This window comes from Oceanobacillus sojae, assembly GCF_900162665.1.
In the GTDB taxonomy this organism is placed as follows: domain Bacteria; phylum Bacillota; class Bacilli; order Bacillales; family Amphibacillaceae; genus Oceanobacillus; species Oceanobacillus sojae_A.
Window position 1 is genome coordinate 57,044 of record NZ_LT727812.1, and the last position, 17,011, is coordinate 74,054.

15 protein-coding genes and 2 riboswitches are annotated in these 17,011 nt (G+C 37.2%); of the genes, 12 read left to right on the top strand and 3 right to left on the bottom strand.

The features are described from left to right. Window positions 1-16 precede the first annotated feature (16 nt). The 8 genes from BN1068_RS11150 to BN1068_RS11185 all read left to right on the top strand — a co-directional run bounded on the left by BN1068_RS11150 (window position 17) and on the right by BN1068_RS11185 (window position 9,222). Window positions 17-1,378, top strand: a complete 1,362-nt coding sequence (locus BN1068_RS11150; RefSeq protein ID WP_077600813.1) for an IS4 family transposase — start codon at window positions 17-19, stop codon at window positions 1,376-1,378. 62 nt (window positions 1,379-1,440) lie between these two features. After that, a complete protein-coding gene (locus BN1068_RS11155) occupies window positions 1,441-2,640 on the top strand; it encodes an NAD(P)/FAD-dependent oxidoreductase (RefSeq protein WP_077602941.1) in 1,200 nt (399 codons plus the stop codon). A gap of 54 nt (window positions 2,641-2,694) precedes the next feature. Further along, on the top strand, window positions 2,695-3,255 hold the full coding sequence (locus BN1068_RS11160) for a DUF1641 domain-containing protein (RefSeq protein ID WP_077602942.1): 561 nt from the start codon (window positions 2,695-2,697) through the stop codon (window positions 3,253-3,255). 21 nt (window positions 3,256-3,276) lie between these two features. Continuing rightward, window positions 3,277-4,686 carry an MBL fold metallo-hydrolase gene (locus BN1068_RS11165; RefSeq protein ID WP_077602943.1) on the top strand — a complete coding sequence of 470 codons (1,410 nt, stop codon included), beginning with the start codon at window positions 3,277-3,279 and terminating at the stop codon, window positions 4,684-4,686. Between the two features lie 101 nt (window positions 4,687-4,787). Continuing rightward, entirely contained in the window at window positions 4,788-5,564 is a 777-nt protein-coding gene (locus BN1068_RS11170; RefSeq protein WP_077602944.1) for a sulfite exporter TauE/SafE family protein, read from the top strand. Window positions 5,565-5,616: 52 nt separating this feature from the next. After that, window positions 5,617-5,874, top strand: a complete 258-nt coding sequence (locus BN1068_RS11175; RefSeq protein WP_254846756.1) for a glutaredoxin family protein — start codon at window positions 5,617-5,619, stop codon at window positions 5,872-5,874. 734 nt (window positions 5,875-6,608) lie between these two features. Beyond that, window positions 6,609-7,922, top strand: a complete 1,314-nt coding sequence (locus BN1068_RS11180) for an MFS transporter (protein WP_254846757.1) — start codon at window positions 6,609-6,611, stop codon at window positions 7,920-7,922. A gap of 85 nt (window positions 7,923-8,007) precedes the next feature. Beyond that, entirely contained in the window at window positions 8,008-9,222 is a 1,215-nt protein-coding gene (locus tag BN1068_RS11185) for an aminotransferase-like domain-containing protein (RefSeq protein WP_077602946.1), read from the top strand. 60 nt (window positions 9,223-9,282) lie between these two features. Here BN1068_RS11185 and BN1068_RS11190 read toward each other — a convergent pair whose 3' ends face one another. Further along, the gene (locus BN1068_RS11190; protein WP_077602947.1) at window positions 9,283-10,671 is read right to left on the bottom strand and encodes an aminotransferase-like domain-containing protein; all 1,389 of its coding nucleotides are present in this window, start codon (window positions 10,669-10,671) and stop codon (window positions 9,283-9,285) included. A gap of 301 nt (window positions 10,672-10,972) precedes the next feature. Here BN1068_RS11190 and BN1068_RS11195 point away from each other — a divergent pair, with 301 nt between their 5' ends. Beyond that, a complete protein-coding gene (locus tag BN1068_RS11195) occupies window positions 10,973-11,371 on the top strand; it encodes a VOC family protein (RefSeq protein WP_077602948.1) in 399 nt (132 codons plus the stop codon). A gap of 115 nt (window positions 11,372-11,486) precedes the next feature. On the opposite strand, the gene BN1068_RS11200 is transcribed toward BN1068_RS11195, so the two are convergent. After that, entirely contained in the window at window positions 11,487-12,716 is a 1,230-nt protein-coding gene (locus BN1068_RS11200; protein WP_077602949.1) for a CynX/NimT family MFS transporter, read from the bottom strand. 4 nt (window positions 12,717-12,720) lie between these two features. Then, window positions 12,721-13,413 carry a FadR/GntR family transcriptional regulator gene (locus BN1068_RS11205; RefSeq protein ID WP_077602950.1) on the bottom strand — a complete coding sequence of 231 codons (693 nt, stop codon included), beginning with the start codon at window positions 13,411-13,413 and terminating at the stop codon, window positions 12,721-12,723. A gap of 371 nt (window positions 13,414-13,784) precedes the next feature. After that, window positions 13,785-13,885: riboswitch (TPP riboswitch) on the top strand. Between the two features lie 107 nt (window positions 13,886-13,992). Beyond that, window positions 13,993-14,102: riboswitch (TPP riboswitch) on the top strand. A gap of 249 nt (window positions 14,103-14,351) precedes the next feature. Here BN1068_RS11205 and BN1068_RS11210 point away from each other — a divergent pair. From BN1068_RS11210 to BN1068_RS11220, 3 genes are read left to right on the top strand one after another with little or no spacing between them, the layout of a single operon-like run. Further along, window positions 14,352-15,125: an ABC transporter ATP-binding protein gene (locus BN1068_RS11210; protein WP_077602951.1), complete on the top strand. Its 774-nt coding sequence runs from the start codon at window positions 14,352-14,354 to the stop codon at window positions 15,123-15,125. A 3-nt stretch (window positions 15,126-15,128) separates the two neighbouring features. Next, window positions 15,129-15,869, top strand: coding sequence for an ABC transporter permease (locus tag BN1068_RS11215; protein WP_077602952.1), 741 nt, complete (start codon window positions 15,129-15,131; stop codon window positions 15,867-15,869). 1 nt (window position 15,870) lies between these two features. Further along, complete coding sequence (locus BN1068_RS11220; protein ID WP_077602953.1) at window positions 15,871-16,872, top strand: ABC transporter substrate-binding protein; 1,002 nt, start codon at window positions 15,871-15,873, stop codon at window positions 16,870-16,872. Window positions 16,873-17,011 lie beyond the last annotated feature (139 nt).

Here is a 17,011-nt window from a genome sequence, read left to right on the forward strand (position 1 = left end):
AAGAGGTGTCTCCTATATGATAGCGAATAATGACCAAAATAATCAACTACCAAATGAACTTTCTTCCATCTTTAAAGAATTAAACGTGTATAAGCATCTTAGAAAAGCTGGTATTACAAAGTCTGTCGGTTTTACTTGTGCCTATCTTTTTCAATTGATTTTTTGTTTGATCTTTGAAAATAAGAACTGGTATCAAATACTTCAAAGTAACAAAGCGAGTGATTGTCCAGAGAAGAATGCTGTCTATCGTTTTTTAAACAAATCTACCTTCGCTTGGAGAAGGTTCTTACTATTTCTAAGTGCTCATACCATTGGAAAAGTAACCAGCTTAACGCGTCATGATCGCCCCAAAGTATTGATTGTAGATGATTCTTCGTATGATCGTAACCGCAGTAAATCGGTTGAATTATTAGCTCGCTGTTTTGACCATGCATCCCAAAAGATGCGCTTTTATAAAGGGTTCCGTATGCTCACGCTTGGTTGGTCAGATGGTGCAACGTTCATTCCCGTAGACTTTTCTTTATTGAGCTCGAAGAAAAGCCAAATAAATGGCATATCATCAAAAATTGATAAGCGTAGTTCCGGTTATAAACGCAGAGTAGAAGCATTACAAACCGCACCTGAGCAACTACCAAGTATGGTGGAACGCGCGATGAATGCCGGTATCGATGCTTCCTATGTGCTGATGGACTCTTGGTTCACGTATCAGCCTCTCGTTAAGGAGATAAAAGAGCAAGGCTTGGACGTCATTGGCATGGTAAAGAACTTGAAACAGCGTTACCTTGTGAATGGCCAACGTGTAAGCTTAAAAGAACTTTATCGTTTTGCGAAACCAACAGATGGAAAGAAAGGCATTCTTCGTTCGATTCATACGACACAAGCGAATGGCATTCCTATTAAAGTTGTCTTTGTTCGTAATCGGAATAAAAAGAGCGAATGGTTAGCTATTCTAAGCACCGATTGTACACTTAGTGATCAAGAAATCATTCGTATTTATGGGATGAGATGGGACATTGAAGTTTTTTTCAAAACAACAAAATCTCTTTTAAAACTTCAAAAAGAGTTCCAAAGTCGTTCGTATGACGGCTTAATTAGTCATACGACCATCGTATTCGCACGCTATATTGTTCTCTCGTGGCAAAACCGATGTAGCACAGACGAGCGAACACTTGGCGGCATGTTTTATGAATTGTGTGATGAAGTTAGTGATCTCGATTGGGCTGTGGCACTTCAGCAGTTGATCGAGCTTCTTGAAGATGCCTTGAAAATGAGCAATAAAAAGGTACAAAAATTAATCAAAAGTCAAGTCCAACAATGGATTGCAGGTTTACCCAGCTATATCAGGGCTTACCTGCCTATTTCAGTGTGCGAAAGTTGAGTTAATAAAAATTATTTATTTTCAAATCTATCTTAAAACAAATCAATTTAGGAGGGAAAAAATTGAGTGAAACTAAATTTTCTAAAATTGTTATAGCTGGTGCTGGATCAGCGGGGATTTCAATTGCATCTCGAATCATACGAAATGCACCCTATTTAAAAGGAAATATAACGATTGTTGACCCTTCCGAGGATCATTATTATCAGCCTTTATGGACCTTAGTCGGCGGAGGACAATCTAAATTAGAAGATTCTCATCGAAAACAAGAAACCCTTATACCTGATGGCGTTCAATGGATTAAAGAATATGTGACTGAATTTATACCGGATACAAATTCTATTATGACAGATGCACAGACACTGATTAATTATGATTTTCTAGTTGTAGCGACTGGTATTGAAATAAAATGGGACAGCGTTAAAGGACTGAAGGAAGCAATTGGAAAAAATGGTGTCTGCAGTAATTACTCACCTGAATTCGTGGAAAGTACTTGGGAAAATATTAGAAATTTTTCAGGTGGAACCGCTATATTTACTCAGCCAAGCACCCCAATTAAGTGCGGGGGAGCCCCACAAAAAATTATGTACCTGGCAGATGATTATTTCAACAATTCTAGTGTCCGCTCAAAAATAAAAATACAATTTATTTCTGGTACAGGAAATATTTTTGCAGTGCCCACCTATGCGAAAACATTAGAACAGGTAATTGATCGAAAAGGCATCGAAACAACTTATAGGACAGACTTGATCGAAATAGATGGGGAGAATAAATTAGCTGTCTTTGAAAATATAGAAACAAATAAAAAAATGGAAGTTAATTATGACATGATCCATGTTACGCCACCAATGGGAGCTCCCAGCTTTATAGCGGCCAGTCCGCTTGCAGATACAGCCGGTTGGGTGGATATCGATCCTTATACACTTCAACATAAAACGTTCCAAAATATATTTAGTGCTGGTGATTCATCCGGTCTTCCAACGTCTAAAACAGGAGCAGCCATACGTAAACAAGCTCCTGTAGTTGCTGAAAATATTCTTTCTATCATGAACGGCAGACAGATGAAAGCAAAATATGATGGCTATACATCCTGCCCCTTAGTGACAGGTGTCAACAAATTGGTAATGGCGGAATTTGATTATGATAAAAATCCAAAGGAAACTTTTCCAATTGACCAATCAAAAGAAAGAAGGAGTATGTATATTGTGAAGAAAAATCTGCTGCCAATTATGTACTGGAATGGAATGTTGAAAGGAACAATGTAATGAAATAATACAAATTTATTAATACTAGTATATTTATGAAATGGAGGTTTAAAATTGGACACTACTCAAAAGCAGTCAACGATGGATGACGTAATACAAGAACTGGAGAAAAAGGAACAGGTAGACGCTTTATATTATCTCGTCCAAAAACTGCCTGATTTTGTGTCAAGAGTACAGACACTGGATGATAAATTGGAATTTATTGAGAATATCATCGAAGACAAACAATCGTTATCTACTATTAGTAATGAAATAGAAGAAAAAATTGAAAACCTTCATATTAACCAAGAACATTTAACTGCTCTTCTTGAACTGATGCATTTATTGCCTAAGTTAGTTCCATTATTAAAAAAGGCTGATGAAATTTCTCAGTTCGTTACTGACTTTTCAACCGATTCAACATCTGTTGAATATGCATTAAAAGGAATAAACGATATTGTTCCACTGGATAAAGCAGTTAAGACCATGAAGGAGACAAATGAACGGTATAAACAGAATGATAATACTGCTCATTTTTCATTATATGGAATGTACCGTTTATTGAAGGATCCAACCATTCAAAAAGGATTCCGATATTTAGAATCATTCCTTGAAGTTGTAGACAAAGAAAAATAATGAATGATGGAGGGGATACGTATGTTTTTACGTTCTTTTTTTGATGAAAATTTAGCTCAAATGTCTTATTTAATTGGATGTCAACAAACTAATGAAGCGATTATTATTGATCCGGCACGCGAGACAGAAGACTATTTTGAAACAGCAGAAAAAGAAGGGTTGAAAATTGTTGCTGCTGCGGAAACACATATACATGCAGATTTTCTTTCTGGAGCAAGAGAGTTGGCAGTTAACCATGATATAAAACTTTATTTATCTGATGAAGGCGATGAAGATTGGAAGTACGACTATGCGGAAAACATAAATGCTTCTTTACTGAAAGATGGAAGTGAATTTAAACTTGGTAAGATTAAATTTGAGGTAATGCATACACCAGGTCATACTCCAGAAAGTATTTCCTTTATTTTAACGGATGAAGGTGGCGGTTCTAAAGAACCAATGGGCATTTTTACTGGGGATTTTGTTTTTGTTGGCGACATTGGCAGACCTGATTTATTGGAAAAAGCTGCTGGGATAGCTGATACAGCCCAAATAGGGGCCAGACAAATGTTTCATTCCCTGCAAAAATTTAAACAACTGCCGGATTTTCTGCAAGTATGGCCGGGACACGGAGCAGGAAGCGCCTGTGGAAAAGCACTTGGGGCTGTTCCAATGACAACAGTAGGCTATGAAAAAATCAATAATTGGGCGTTGCGAACAAATAATGAAGTAGAATTTGTAAAGATTCTTCTATCCGGACAACCTGAACCGCCCCGATATTTTGCCATGATGAAAAAGTTAAACAAAATCGGCCCTGACCTTATTAACCAAGAGCAAACAACTCAACTATCGAGTGTTTCCGAATTAGAAAAAAATAAAAATGGTGCTGTATTGATAGATACAAGAGATGCTTTTGAATTTTCCAAATCACATTTAAAAGAATCTATAAACATCCCATTTAATAAATCATTTACAAACTGGGCCGGCTGGTTACTGGATTATGATCAAGATATTATTTTAATTGCTCCAAAAAAGAATATTGAGGCAATAAAGATGAGCCTGCGTTCTATAGGATTAGATAAAGTGATTGCAGCAGCTGAACCATCGCTTGCTTTAGAAGATGAAAATAAACTGGAAAGTTATGATGAAATATCTGTCCAACAATTACAGGAATATCTACAGGTTGATAATTATTATCTTATTGATGTCCGAAATAATTCAGAGTGGGAAGAAGGAAGAATTGCTGGTGCACACCATATTATGTTAGGCACACTTGTTGATCAAATTGAAGAATTACCTAAAGAAAAAACATATTTGATGCAATGTCGTTCTGGTGCACGTTCAGCAATTGCTACCAGTCTGATGCAGGCAAATGGTTTTAAAAATGTATTGAACGTAAAAGGCGGATACTTAGCATGGACGAAAGAAAAGTTTCCAATAACAAAGAGATGACACGCTTTATCGTTTTAGTAACTGTATAATCATTATGTTTTTACTAGAAGATGGAATGTAAGAAAGTAACATGCTAGTATCGATTGGAAACAGGTGATCAAATGGAATTAGGCTTTATTATTGTATTATTTTTAATTGGGCTCTTTGCATCGTTTGTATCTGGAATGTTGGGTATTGGTGGTTCAATTGTTAATTATCCACTTTTATTATATATTCCGGTACTACTCGGAGTAGGCTCCTTATCTTCATCAGAAGTTGCCGGTATTTTAGCTATTCAAGTTTTCTTTTCAACAATTAGTGGCATGTGGGCATATAGAAATGATGGATATCTAAATAAATCTTTAATATTAACGATGGGAATTTCTGTTTTAGTTGGAAGTTTTATAGGTGGATTCGGTTCTGATTTATTATCAGATAGTAATATTAATTTGGTGTATGCAATTTTGGCAACTGTTGCTGCGATTATGATGTTTGTACCCAAGAAACATGTAGAGAAGCAGGAGAACAGTCAAGTGAAATTTAATTATTTGATTGCGATTATTTCAGCATTTATTGTTGGGGTGGGAGCAGGAATCATAGGTGCTGCCGGTGCATTTCTACTTGTTCCGATTATGCTTGTGGTATTAAATATACCTACTAGGGTAACAATTGCTTCTTCATTAGCAATCACTTTTTTATCCTCCATTGGATCAGCTATGGGGAAAATTATCACTGCTCAAGTATTATACGGACCAGCAGCTGTCATGATAATTGCCAGTTTAATTGCTGCTCCAATTGGTGCAATTATTGGAAAAAGAATGAATATCAAAATTTTAAGGGCCATATTAGCACTGTTAATATTTGTTACTGCAATTAAAATCTGGACAGATATTATTTGATTAATTTTATCTTTTCCATATGCAGACAACTAATAATTACGAGGGGACAGGGGTGAGTCAAGTTATAACAGTATATACATCAACATTATGTCCGGTATGTGGCATGGTGAAAAGTTTTCTAGATTCTTTTGAAGTTCCTTACAAAGAAGTGAATGTGGATATGAATCCTGTAGCAATGTTTCACTTAATTTCAAAAGCAAGAAGGTTATCTGTACCACAGACTATTATAAATGGAAAACGGATTTCAGGATTTAATCCAGAAAAAATAATGCAAGCCTTAATTATTGAAGAAAGAGGCTTTATGCATTGAGATGAATAAGAAAAAATAAAGTAATGAGGTAAAGTTTTTTCGCTTTACTTTACTATTATAAACATTCTATTCTTCTATGAGTTAGTATACGTAAATTATATTCAGATTTCGTGTTATCTGCCAATATGGCGATATGATTGTGTCAGATAAATTGTTAATAAAAAATCACTTATCTTTTTAGCCGGAGATAAGTGATTTTTATTGGTTCTATACTGAATATGATGGTGTCCTCCGTTCCATCGCCAGGTGGAACAGAGACAAAAAAATACACTTATTTTCCTCTCTCTGTTAACCTTGAGTTGTCAAGACAAAAGGCACGGGAGAGGAAAAGAGTGCACCAACATTTTATCACAGAGTTATCAGAAATTAAATGTAACACGTGCTCAGATTGCACTTGCATGAGTGTTAAACAAAGAAGAAATTACATCTCCCATTATTGGAGCAATTAAAGTGGAACAGCTTGAAGTTTCCATACATGCTTTCGAAATAAATTTACGACAGGAGGACATCGCTTATTTGGAAGAACCTTATTTATCACATCACCTGATAGGATTTGAATAATAGTTAGATTTTTGCAAGTCTTTTCTATAAATTATCAAAGTGTAACTGATTAAGAAATATTGTTTGCCATACAATTATTATGTTGTATGGTTTTTTTATTCGTGATAAGATATCTAAATATTATGATTGTTATTTAAAAATGTCTATTTTTAGTATGAAGGCGGGGAAAAGTATTGGGACACAAAGAAATAAACTCTGGTGATAATGAATCCTGGCTGCAGCCTTATATTGATTCTCCAGAAAAACAAAAACAACTATATAAAAAAACATTAATCATCGTCATCATGTCCCAAATTTTTGGAGGGGCAGGATTGGCAGCAGGAATTACTGTTGGGGCGCTTTTAGCTCAGGAAATGTTAGGTACAGATAGCGTAACAGGGGTACCTACAGCATTATTTACTTTAGGGTCTGCCGGAGCCGCTTTACTGGTGGGCAGACTTTCTCAGCGTTATGGCCGTCGATTTGGCCTCTCTGCAGGTTTTTTAACTGGAGGAATCGGTGCTATAGGTGTAATTATTTCCGCTTTAATGAGCAGTATTGTTCTGTTATTTATTTCTCTGTTTATTTATGGGGCAGGGTCAGCCACCAACTTACAAGCACGATACGCTGGAACAGACCTTGCAAAGTCAAATCAAAGAGCCAAGGCAGTCAGTATGGCAATGGTTTCTACAACATTTGGTGCAGTAGCTGGTCCGAATCTTGTGGAAGTTATGGGTGATTTTTCAAAATTTTTAGGTATACCTGCTTTAGCTGGTCCATTTATACTGGCGGCTGCAGCTTATATACTTGCAGGTTTAGTTCTCTTATTTTACCTCCGTCCTGATCCTCTGCTTGTAACTAAAGCAATATCAAATCTAAAAAATAAAGCTGGCAATAGACAATCAGAACAAAGTATTGAATTGTTGCCAAAAAACAAACGAGGAATATTTGCGGGAGCTTCCGTTATGATTTTAACGCAATTTGTTATGACTGCCATTATGACAATGACCCCGATACATATGGGACATCACGGTCATGATTTGCAAGCCGTTGGACTGGTTATTGGTTTTCATGTTGGAGCCATGTATTTTCCTTCTTTGATAACGGGCAGTCTTGTCGATAGAGTTGGACGTGCTTTTATGGCTGTTACTTCTGCAATCACACTTTTAGCCTCAGGGGCTTTAGCAGCTTTTGGACCTGCAGATTCCATGACAGTACTTATCGGGGCATTAGTTTTACTTGGACTGGGCTGGAATTTTGGTTTAATAAGCGGAACCGCAATCCTGGTGGATTCTACATCCTTTGATAATAGAGCGAAAACGCAGGGAACAGTGGATGTCTGGATTGCTTTATCCGGCGCATTAGGAGGAGGAATATCCGGTTTAATTGTCGCAAATTCCAGTTATGCAATTCTTTCAATAGCTGGGGCGCTGCTTTCATTACTGCTTATTCCGATCATTATTTGGGCGGATATTAATAAACAGCAGAAACTGGAAGAAGCAAGTTGAAAATTCAAGAGAATAATTTCTTTTAATACTAAAACATAAATAAGTTTCAAATGAAAATAAAAAATAGGAAAGGTCTGATTCTAAAATGAAAAATAAATTTGCTGAGAGAACACAGTTAGTTAAGCCTTCTGAAACACGGGAAATATTAAAAATAACAGCCAGACCTGAAGTTATTTCCTTTGCTGGAGGGCTGCCTGCTCCAGAACTGTTTCCCGTAGAAGATGTTAAAGAAGTTTGTCATAGAGTATTGACTGAGGAAGGGGCAGCTTCACTCCAATATAGTACGACAGAAGGGGATCAGGCATTGAGAGAAGCTATTTGCGAAAGAATGGAGGATATCGGAATAAATGCCACTGTTGATAACGTTCTGATTACGTCTGGATCTCAGCAGGCCATTGATTTAACCGGAAAATTATTTATTAACCCAGGAGATATCATTATTTGTGAAAGTCCGACTTATCTGGCAGCAATTAATGTATTTGAATCATACAATGCTACCTTTATAGAAGTAGCCATGGATGATGACGGGATGATCATGGAAGAATTAGAGAAAAAATTACAAGCATATCCTGATGCGAAATTTATCTACACAGTTCCGGATTTTCAAAATCCGACAGGCCGTACATTGAAGTACGATCGGCGAAAGCAAATGGTGGAGCTTGCAAAACAATATGATGTATTGATTGTAGAAGATAATCCATACGGAGCAATAAGATTTTCTGGAGAAAAAGTCCCGCCTATAAAACACTTTGATATAGATAATAGAGTGATTTATATCAGCTCTTTTTCTAAAATCTTCGCACCGGGTCTACGGCTTGGATGGATTTGTGCTGATGAGACTTTTATTGATAAGTACGTTTGTTTTAAACAAACAGCAGACTTACATACAGACAGCTTTGCCCAAAGAATAATTGCGAAGTATTTGGAGCTTTATGATATGGAGGAACATATTAATAAAATTAAAGGCGTATATAAACAAAGATGCACTACTATGTTATCTTGCATTGAACGATTTTTCCCGGAAAATATAAACTATAGTATCCCGGAAGGCGGTTTATTCATCTGGGTTGAGCTGCCTGAAATGATTGATTCAGAGCAATTATTAGTTGAATGTTTAGAAAATAATGTTGCATTTGTACCAGGTACTCCTTTTTTCCCTAATAGTACAAAGAATAATACATTACGATTAAATTATTCAAATATGCCTGAAGAAAGAATCATCGAAGGGGTGAAACGCATCGGGGAGGTTTTGCAGCATAAATTAAAAAATGAAAATAAAAAAGAAGTACAAGAAGCATAATAGAGTTAACGCCTGAATCCTGGTATATTAATAGGTTCAGGCGTATTTCAATTATTTATATCAGCTGATACTTTTTAGTAACCGCTCAAGAATAATCAATCCCCGTTCAAGCTCTTCAATCGTTTCCGGTGCACAAACAGCAACCCTTACAGCTCTGTCCGGACAGCTGTTTCCCACTACAAAACGCTCAGCTGCATATACCTGGACTCCTTGCTGTGCAGCAAGCAATTCAAATTGTGCACCTGTTATTGTTCCCGGTAAAAGCAGCCACCGGAAAATTCCTATTTCAGCACCTAAGCATGTATAATCGGCAAAATATTGATCTACCATTTTATTTCTTCTAATAGCTTCTGTGCGATGTGCTTCGATTAAATCTTCAAATTGGTTGGATACAATTGTACGTGCTGCTAATTCTGAAAGTAAGGAAGAGACGGATATATTTAAATTATACAATGCTTTTGAAATTAACTCCTTGAATTGAATCGGCACGGATACATAAGCTAAACGCAGCCCCGGAGCAATTGATTTGGATAGGCTTGCAATATAGATGGTCTGTTCAGGTGCAAATGATGCGATTGCCGGAAGCGGTTTGGGATGATGAAGATTGTAGGTAGCATCTTCAATAATAATTTTGTTATACATCCTGGCAATCGCAGCGATTTCTTTTCGGTTTTCGACAGACATGCAGCAAGCTGTTGGATTATGATAATCAGGGATTAAGTAGATTCCTTTTATATGCTCATTTTTACATGTATCCTCAAACGCAGATGAACTCATCATATGATTCTCGGCTTTTATTGGTACAATTTGTATGCCAAACATCGATGCAACGGTTTTTAATCCAGGGTAAGTATGGGTATTGGCACCAATACGGTCACCAGCTTTATAAAGACTTGCCAATATGGCAGTAATTGCATTTTGACCGCCATTTGCAAATAGAATATGCTCAACGGTCGTTTCAAAGCCGCCTCTTTTGATAAATTTTACAGCTGCGTCTTTTTGCCAAAGGCTGTCACCTGCGCGGCCATAACCGAACCATTTTTCAAAATCGGTTTCCTGTACCATATTTTTCAACTGAAGCTGCAGAGGTTTATATGAATCATTATCTGGTAATGTAGCTCCCATTTCTATTAAATGCTTCGGTTTTGTATCTTCCAGTAAATAGGCATTTGACAAAGCGTCATACGCTACAAAAGTTCCACTGCCAACAGATGAACTTAATAAACCTTTTAACCCGCACATTTTAAAAGCCTTCGATATAGTGCTTAAGTTTAAATTTAGATAATCAGCCAGCTCCCGCTGAGGAGGCAGTTTAGTTCCGGGCAGTAACACCCCGGTTAAAATATCATCCTCTAACTGCTTGGCGAGAGCTTGATAAACTGGTCTGTTATTTTTATCAATCAATGGCTTCCAAGTCATTGGATAGTCTTCAAAAGAATTAATAGACATACAAATCATCCTTTTTTATATTTCCTCTATTGTACTATATTTTATAGTGGTTTCTTGTGTTTAATCAATTCTTTCAGCTTCTTGCGGCGTATGAGACGACGCTTTTCGATGAAACGAGTAATCGCAAATGTTTTCGGCAGGCGTTGAAAATCCCTCTGCTGAATGAGGTTTTACTTTATGTGTGACGGCCCGTACTAACAATTGCAGAGAAAATTTTAAAATAAAAGAAAAATTTTTGAGCAATCGAGAAGAAGTCTTTGCTTTTCATTTGTAGTAAACTGATAAAAAAGGAGGCGTTTTAATGAGTACAATGATTTTTGTTAACTTTCCAGTCAAGAATGCAGCAGATGCCACTAATTTTTACGAAAAACTAGGATTTAAAAAGAACGATGACTTCTCTGACGTTCATGCAAGCTGTATGGTCTGGGATGATAATTTTTATATTATGCTGTTAGAACATTCTTTTTATCAACAGTTCCTTAAAGGTAAAAAGATTGCCGATACACAAAAAGAAAATGCTGCTTTAATCTGTTTCAGCATGGAAAGCGCTGAAGCAGTCAAAGAATTTGGGCGGTTAGCAAAGGAAAATGGCGGCGATGCTTATCGTGCTGATACGGAGGTGCCAGAAGAGCAAATGTATGGCTTGGAGGTATCGGATATTGATGGGAATATGTTAGAGCCGATGTGGATGAAACAATAGGTAGTGTATCGTTTTTATTTTATTCATGATGGTTATAAGCTGATTGCTTATAACCATCATGATAATCACCCTAAATCCTGGAGTTTACGAAAGCCTCGCATCTTCATAAGCTTTATTAACTTATAATTTTAGCTTGATGTTCTTCCGTAACATATCCTTCTTTCCCTGATCCAATCCCAACAATCAGTAGAACAATAGATATAAGAATGAGCAGGGAGAGAGGAATTGTCCATCCAGCAGTCATATCATGCAGTGCGCCGACAAGTATTGGTCCTGTTGCTGCCAAAAGATAACCAAAGGACTGTGCCATCCCCGATAATTCAGCCGCTTCTTTTCCATCCTTTGCTCTAAGTGAAAAGAACATCATCGATAGACTGAAAGCACTTCCTCCAGCAATACCAAGCATAATTGCCCATAATGGAACCAGTGCAGGACTTCCCTGCAGCAGCCCAAAAAATCCAACAATGAAAAGAGTGGCTGTTGCGATACTTAGACCAACTTGATTTTTCAATTTCTCCGCTATAACCGGCACAATAAAAGTGACTGGGATAAGTGCAAACTGCATCAGAAAAACCATCCATCCAGCAGTATTTGAATTATAGCCGTTCGTATGCAAAATATCTGGAAGCCAAGTGATTAAAGTATAAAACATTAATGATTGTCCCCCCATAAATATGGTAATCTTCCAAGCTAGCGGGGAGCGCCATAAACTATTTTTTTTCTCTGTTTTTACTTTTTCCTGCTCTTTTTTCTCTTGTTTACGGAGCTGCGGGAGCCATAATAGTAAGGAAACTAACGTTAACAGGCCCCATATAGCAAGGGCGCCCCGCCATCCTAAATTGCCAATAGAAGAAACAGGTACACTGATACCTGACCCAAGCGCACCAAATAAGTTCATAAATATAGCGTAAATACCGGTCATCAGGCCTATTTTCAGCGGGAAATTCATCTTTACAATTCCCGGAATAAGAACATTACCAATGGCAATTGCCAGACCAATTAAAATGGTTCCTGCAAATAAAAAAGGGGTTCCTGAAAGGGAGCGAACCACAATACCGATAATAAGTAATATTAGGGATAAAGCAATCGTTAATTCCATACCAATCCGATTTGCTATTTTTGGAGCAAACGGGGAGAGCAGCGCGAATGCTAGTAAGGGCAGTGTCGTAATACTTCCTATAAGTGCATTGCTGATTCCCAGGTCATCACGTATAAAGGAAATAAGTGACCCGGCAGAAGTTAATGGAACTCTTAAATTGGATCCTACTAAGATAATGCCGATAAGCAGTAACCAGCTGTTTTTTGTATTTTTATTTAAAGTAGATGATATGGTTTCATCATTCATGGTGCTATTCCTCCTCTATCATTTCAACCACTTCTTTTCTTAATACTTCCATATAATCTTCAACATAAGTGGCAGCAGCTTGTTTATCCTGGCTGCGTATTGCTGTAAATAACTCAATATGAAGTTCTTCTTCATATTTAAAAGGCTTATTCATCGCCATTAAATCTTGGACAAAAGAATATATGATTTCTGCCAGCGGTTCATATAAATCAATGAGGAGCTGATTATGAGAAGCTGATACGACAGCCTGATGAAAATGAATATCTAATTCAATAAATTGTTCATAATCCTTCTTTTCAACGGCCTGCCGTGAAAGCTGAATGTATGCCTCCAGTTTTGCTAAATCTGTTTCTGATCTATGTTCTGCAGCCAGTTGTGCAGCTTGTTTCTCTAAAGCTAAGCGCACATCAAGGGTCTCTAGCATCGCAGACTTTTTTACATGACGCTTTATTGCTGCACCGAGGGCGTTAGCAGAACGGACAATTGTTCCGCTTCCTTGTTTTGTTTCAAGCAATCCTGCGTGTACTAACGCACGAATCGCTTCCCGAAGCGTATTCCGGCTGACATCAAATTTTTCCATCAATTCCATTTCAGGAGGAATTCTGTCTCCAATCTGCCAATGTCCAGATCCGATTAATTGTTCGATTTGGGAAGCGACCTGTTCTACTAAATTCATACGGTTCGTTTTTTGAATCATTTTAATACCCCTTTTAAAATTTGTAGGATGATTGGTACATTGGTTATGTTAGCTCTGAAAGCAAGAATTGTCAACATGATTTTTGATGACTATTATTATAAAAGGAGTACATTGGAATGTTATCTGATATACTAAAGTAGTCTGATAGATTTATGATTTGACATAGTTTGCATTTTCACATAATATATGTTTAAATAAGCTTTAAGTATTTTACTTCTTTCTTATGGCAAGCTGTTATGTATTTGTTTCAAAGGTAAAAAAGCATACAGCCTGTACTTAAAGGATGCAAGTAAAAACAAAGCTATCAATTTCAGCTAACTTTTTGAACGAACATGTACAGGTAATTTATTTAATCAATAATTTCATATTTTCGTAATCACTAGGGGAGCGATTTGTATCGCTGAGAAAGGAAACTTGACTCTTAGAACCTGATTTAGTTCACACTAACGTAGGGAAGTGATGACTTGCTTAAGCAGTATTAAGCTGGTTATGTATTCATTTCCCATTCTTCGGTATTAATAGAATGGGTTTTTTTCGTGCTTATATAATAGATTCCAGTAAGAAGAGATACCAATTTAATAAAAAGTGTAGGGGGACCGGTGTTGCCGGTTGAGATACTATCCGTTAGATATAGACCCTTAGAACCTGATCTGGTTGAGACCAGCGTAGGGAACATACAAAGTGATTTCTATTATAAGGAAATGTATGTACCCTGGGCTCCGTGTCTGGGGTATTTTTTTGTTGCATAAGAAATTATAAAATTATTGCTTCGTGGATAACTAATTATAGAAAAACAGACTCGTCCAGCTCCAAGCGCCAAAAACTAGGAGATTTCACGTGAGCGCTCTGCGCTTTTGTTCTTTGAAAGGGGGATTCGCTAATAAATACTGTCAGAACATAATATTACATTTTTATTAGAATGAGGGTGAAAACGAAAAATGAGAGAACAAAATAAAAAAGCAGCGCTTCAGTTTAAAAATGTTGATTTCCATTACAAAAATACGGAAGGGAAAATTCCTATTTTAAAGAATTTGAATTTTTCTGTTGCCGATGGTGAATTTGTAAGTATTATTGGTGCGAGCGGGTCCGGGAAGTCGACAATCTTCCGTCTTATTGTTGGGCTGGAAGCACTGACCAGTGGATCTATCTGCTTAAATGAAAAGGCAGTAGACAATCGTTCTGGAAAAGTCGGGTATATGCCCCAACAGGATTTATTAATGCCATGGCGGACGGTTCAGCAAAATGCAGCTCTTCCATTAGAGCTGAAAAAAGAAAACCATCTCGATAGAAAAACTGTAAAAAATTTGCTGGAGGCATTTGGTTTAAAAGGATACGAGAATAAGTATCCTCACGAGTTATCCGGCGGAATGCGTCAACGTGTTTCCTTCTTAAGAGCTACTTTATCCGGTTCTAATGTGTTGTTGCTGGACGAACCTTTTTCAGCTTTGGATGCGATGACTAAGTTATACATGCAGGAATGGCTGTTAGAACAATGGGAACAACAGCAATCTACAATTTTATTTATAACACATGATATTTCCGAAGCATTATTTTTGTCTGATCGTATTTTTGTTATTACGGAGACTCCCATTACAGCATTAAAAGAGATTGAAGTCCCTTTAGAACGTCCAAGACGACAACAGGATTTAGATAAAAAAGAGGTGACAGAGTTAAAAAATAATTTACTGGAACAGTTTCGGACGAGGGTGTAATCAATGAAAAATTATCTTTATTCCATTATTTTAATCACGATATTTTTATTTATCTGGGAAACAGGAGCGAGATTTGTTCATACATCGTTTATTTTACCGGCACCGACCGAAATTGCCATGAAGCTATGGGAGTTGAAAGTAGAGCTCCTGCTGTATCATCTACCTGTTACACTTGTTATTATTGCAATTGGCCTTGGGATTTCATTGGTACTTGGAATAGCGCTGGCAATAAGCATGAATATATCTAAAACATTAGAACAAGCCATTTACCCAATTTTAATTACATCCCAAACCATTCCGATTATTGCACTGGCGCCTATTTTTGTACTTTGGTTCGGATATTCTATCTGGAGCAAAGTTATCGTTACAATAATCATTACTTTTTTCCCCATTACTGTTAGTACATTCGATGGTTTTCAATCAACAAGTAAAGAGCTGAAAGAGTTATTTCAAACACTTGGTGCAACTAAAAGACAGCTTTTTTTCAAGTTAGAGGTCCCATCTGCACTGCCTTCCTTCTTTTCAGGGCTAAAAGTGGCGGTGCCGATGAGTGTGATTGGAGCAGCAATAGGGGAGTGGCTGGGTGCACAGGCAGGCTTAGGATATTTTAGCCGGCGGATGATGACACAATTTAATGGAGCAGGGGTCTTTGCTCCGATTGTTATTCTCTCTCTAATTGGAATTTTATTATTTATTACAGTTGTTTTATTAGAAAAAAATATATTGAAATGGAGAAGATTTTAATATGAAAAAATTATCAGTCGTAGTTAGTATTCTAATAGGCTTTATTATTTTAAGTGCTTGTGGAAATGAAGAATCAGTGGCAGGTAATAACGTAAAAGAAACAAATACCGTTTCTATTATGCTTGATTGGTATCCGAATGCCGTACATAGTTATCTATACGTAGCAGAAGAAAAGGGTTATTTTGAGGAAGAAGGCATTGATGTTGATATTCAATTCCCAGCAAATCCGACAGACCCTCTGACACTTGCAGCTTCAGGCAAGGTGACGATGGGGTTATATTACCAGCCCGATGTGATTGCAGCAAGAGCAAATGAAGATATTCCTGTTAAGTCCGTTGCTGCTGTCGTTCGCGAGCCGTTAAACCGGATCGTTTATCGTTCCGATGCTCCGATAGGTTCACCAAAAGAATTAGAAGGGAAGCAGGTAGGCTATCCTGGAATTCCTGTAAATGAGGCAATTGTTAAAACAATGGTCGAACATGACGGTGGCAATTACGAAAAAGTAGATATGATAAATGTAGAATTTGAATTAGGTTCCTCACTTATTTCCGAACAAGTCGATGCAGTAAGCGGTATGTATGTTAACCATGAAGTTCCTGTCTTACGAGGCGAAGGGCATGCTATTGATTTTATTGATCCCGTAGATTACGGGGTGCCAGATTTTTACGAAATTGTCGCTGTTACCAGTGATGAAACATGGGAAGCCGAGCAGGAAAATATCGAAGCGTTTTGGCGGGCAGCGCGTAAAGGATATGATTTCATGATTGAAAACGAGGAAGAAGCACTACAAATCCTGCTTGATTATCAGGATGATGTAAACTTTCCCCTGGAAAAAGAAATAGAAACCGAAAGTTTATCCATTTTATTACCGAAAATGGAATCAGAGCAGGGCTTTGGTACACAGGGAAAAGCTTCATGGGAAGAAACAGCTGCGTGGTTAAAGGAAAACGGAGTAATTGAAGAAACTCCAGACATTGATGATATATTTGTTAATATTGAATGATAATTCCTGAAATGAAGACAGGCATCGTAACTTAGCTTTTTTTTGTTCAAAGTATTGTTGGAAATCCATCAAGAGTGCTTCAAGCAAGTATTTCTCATGGTATCCCGTTCTTTTGGCACACAGGAATAGGTGGAAAACA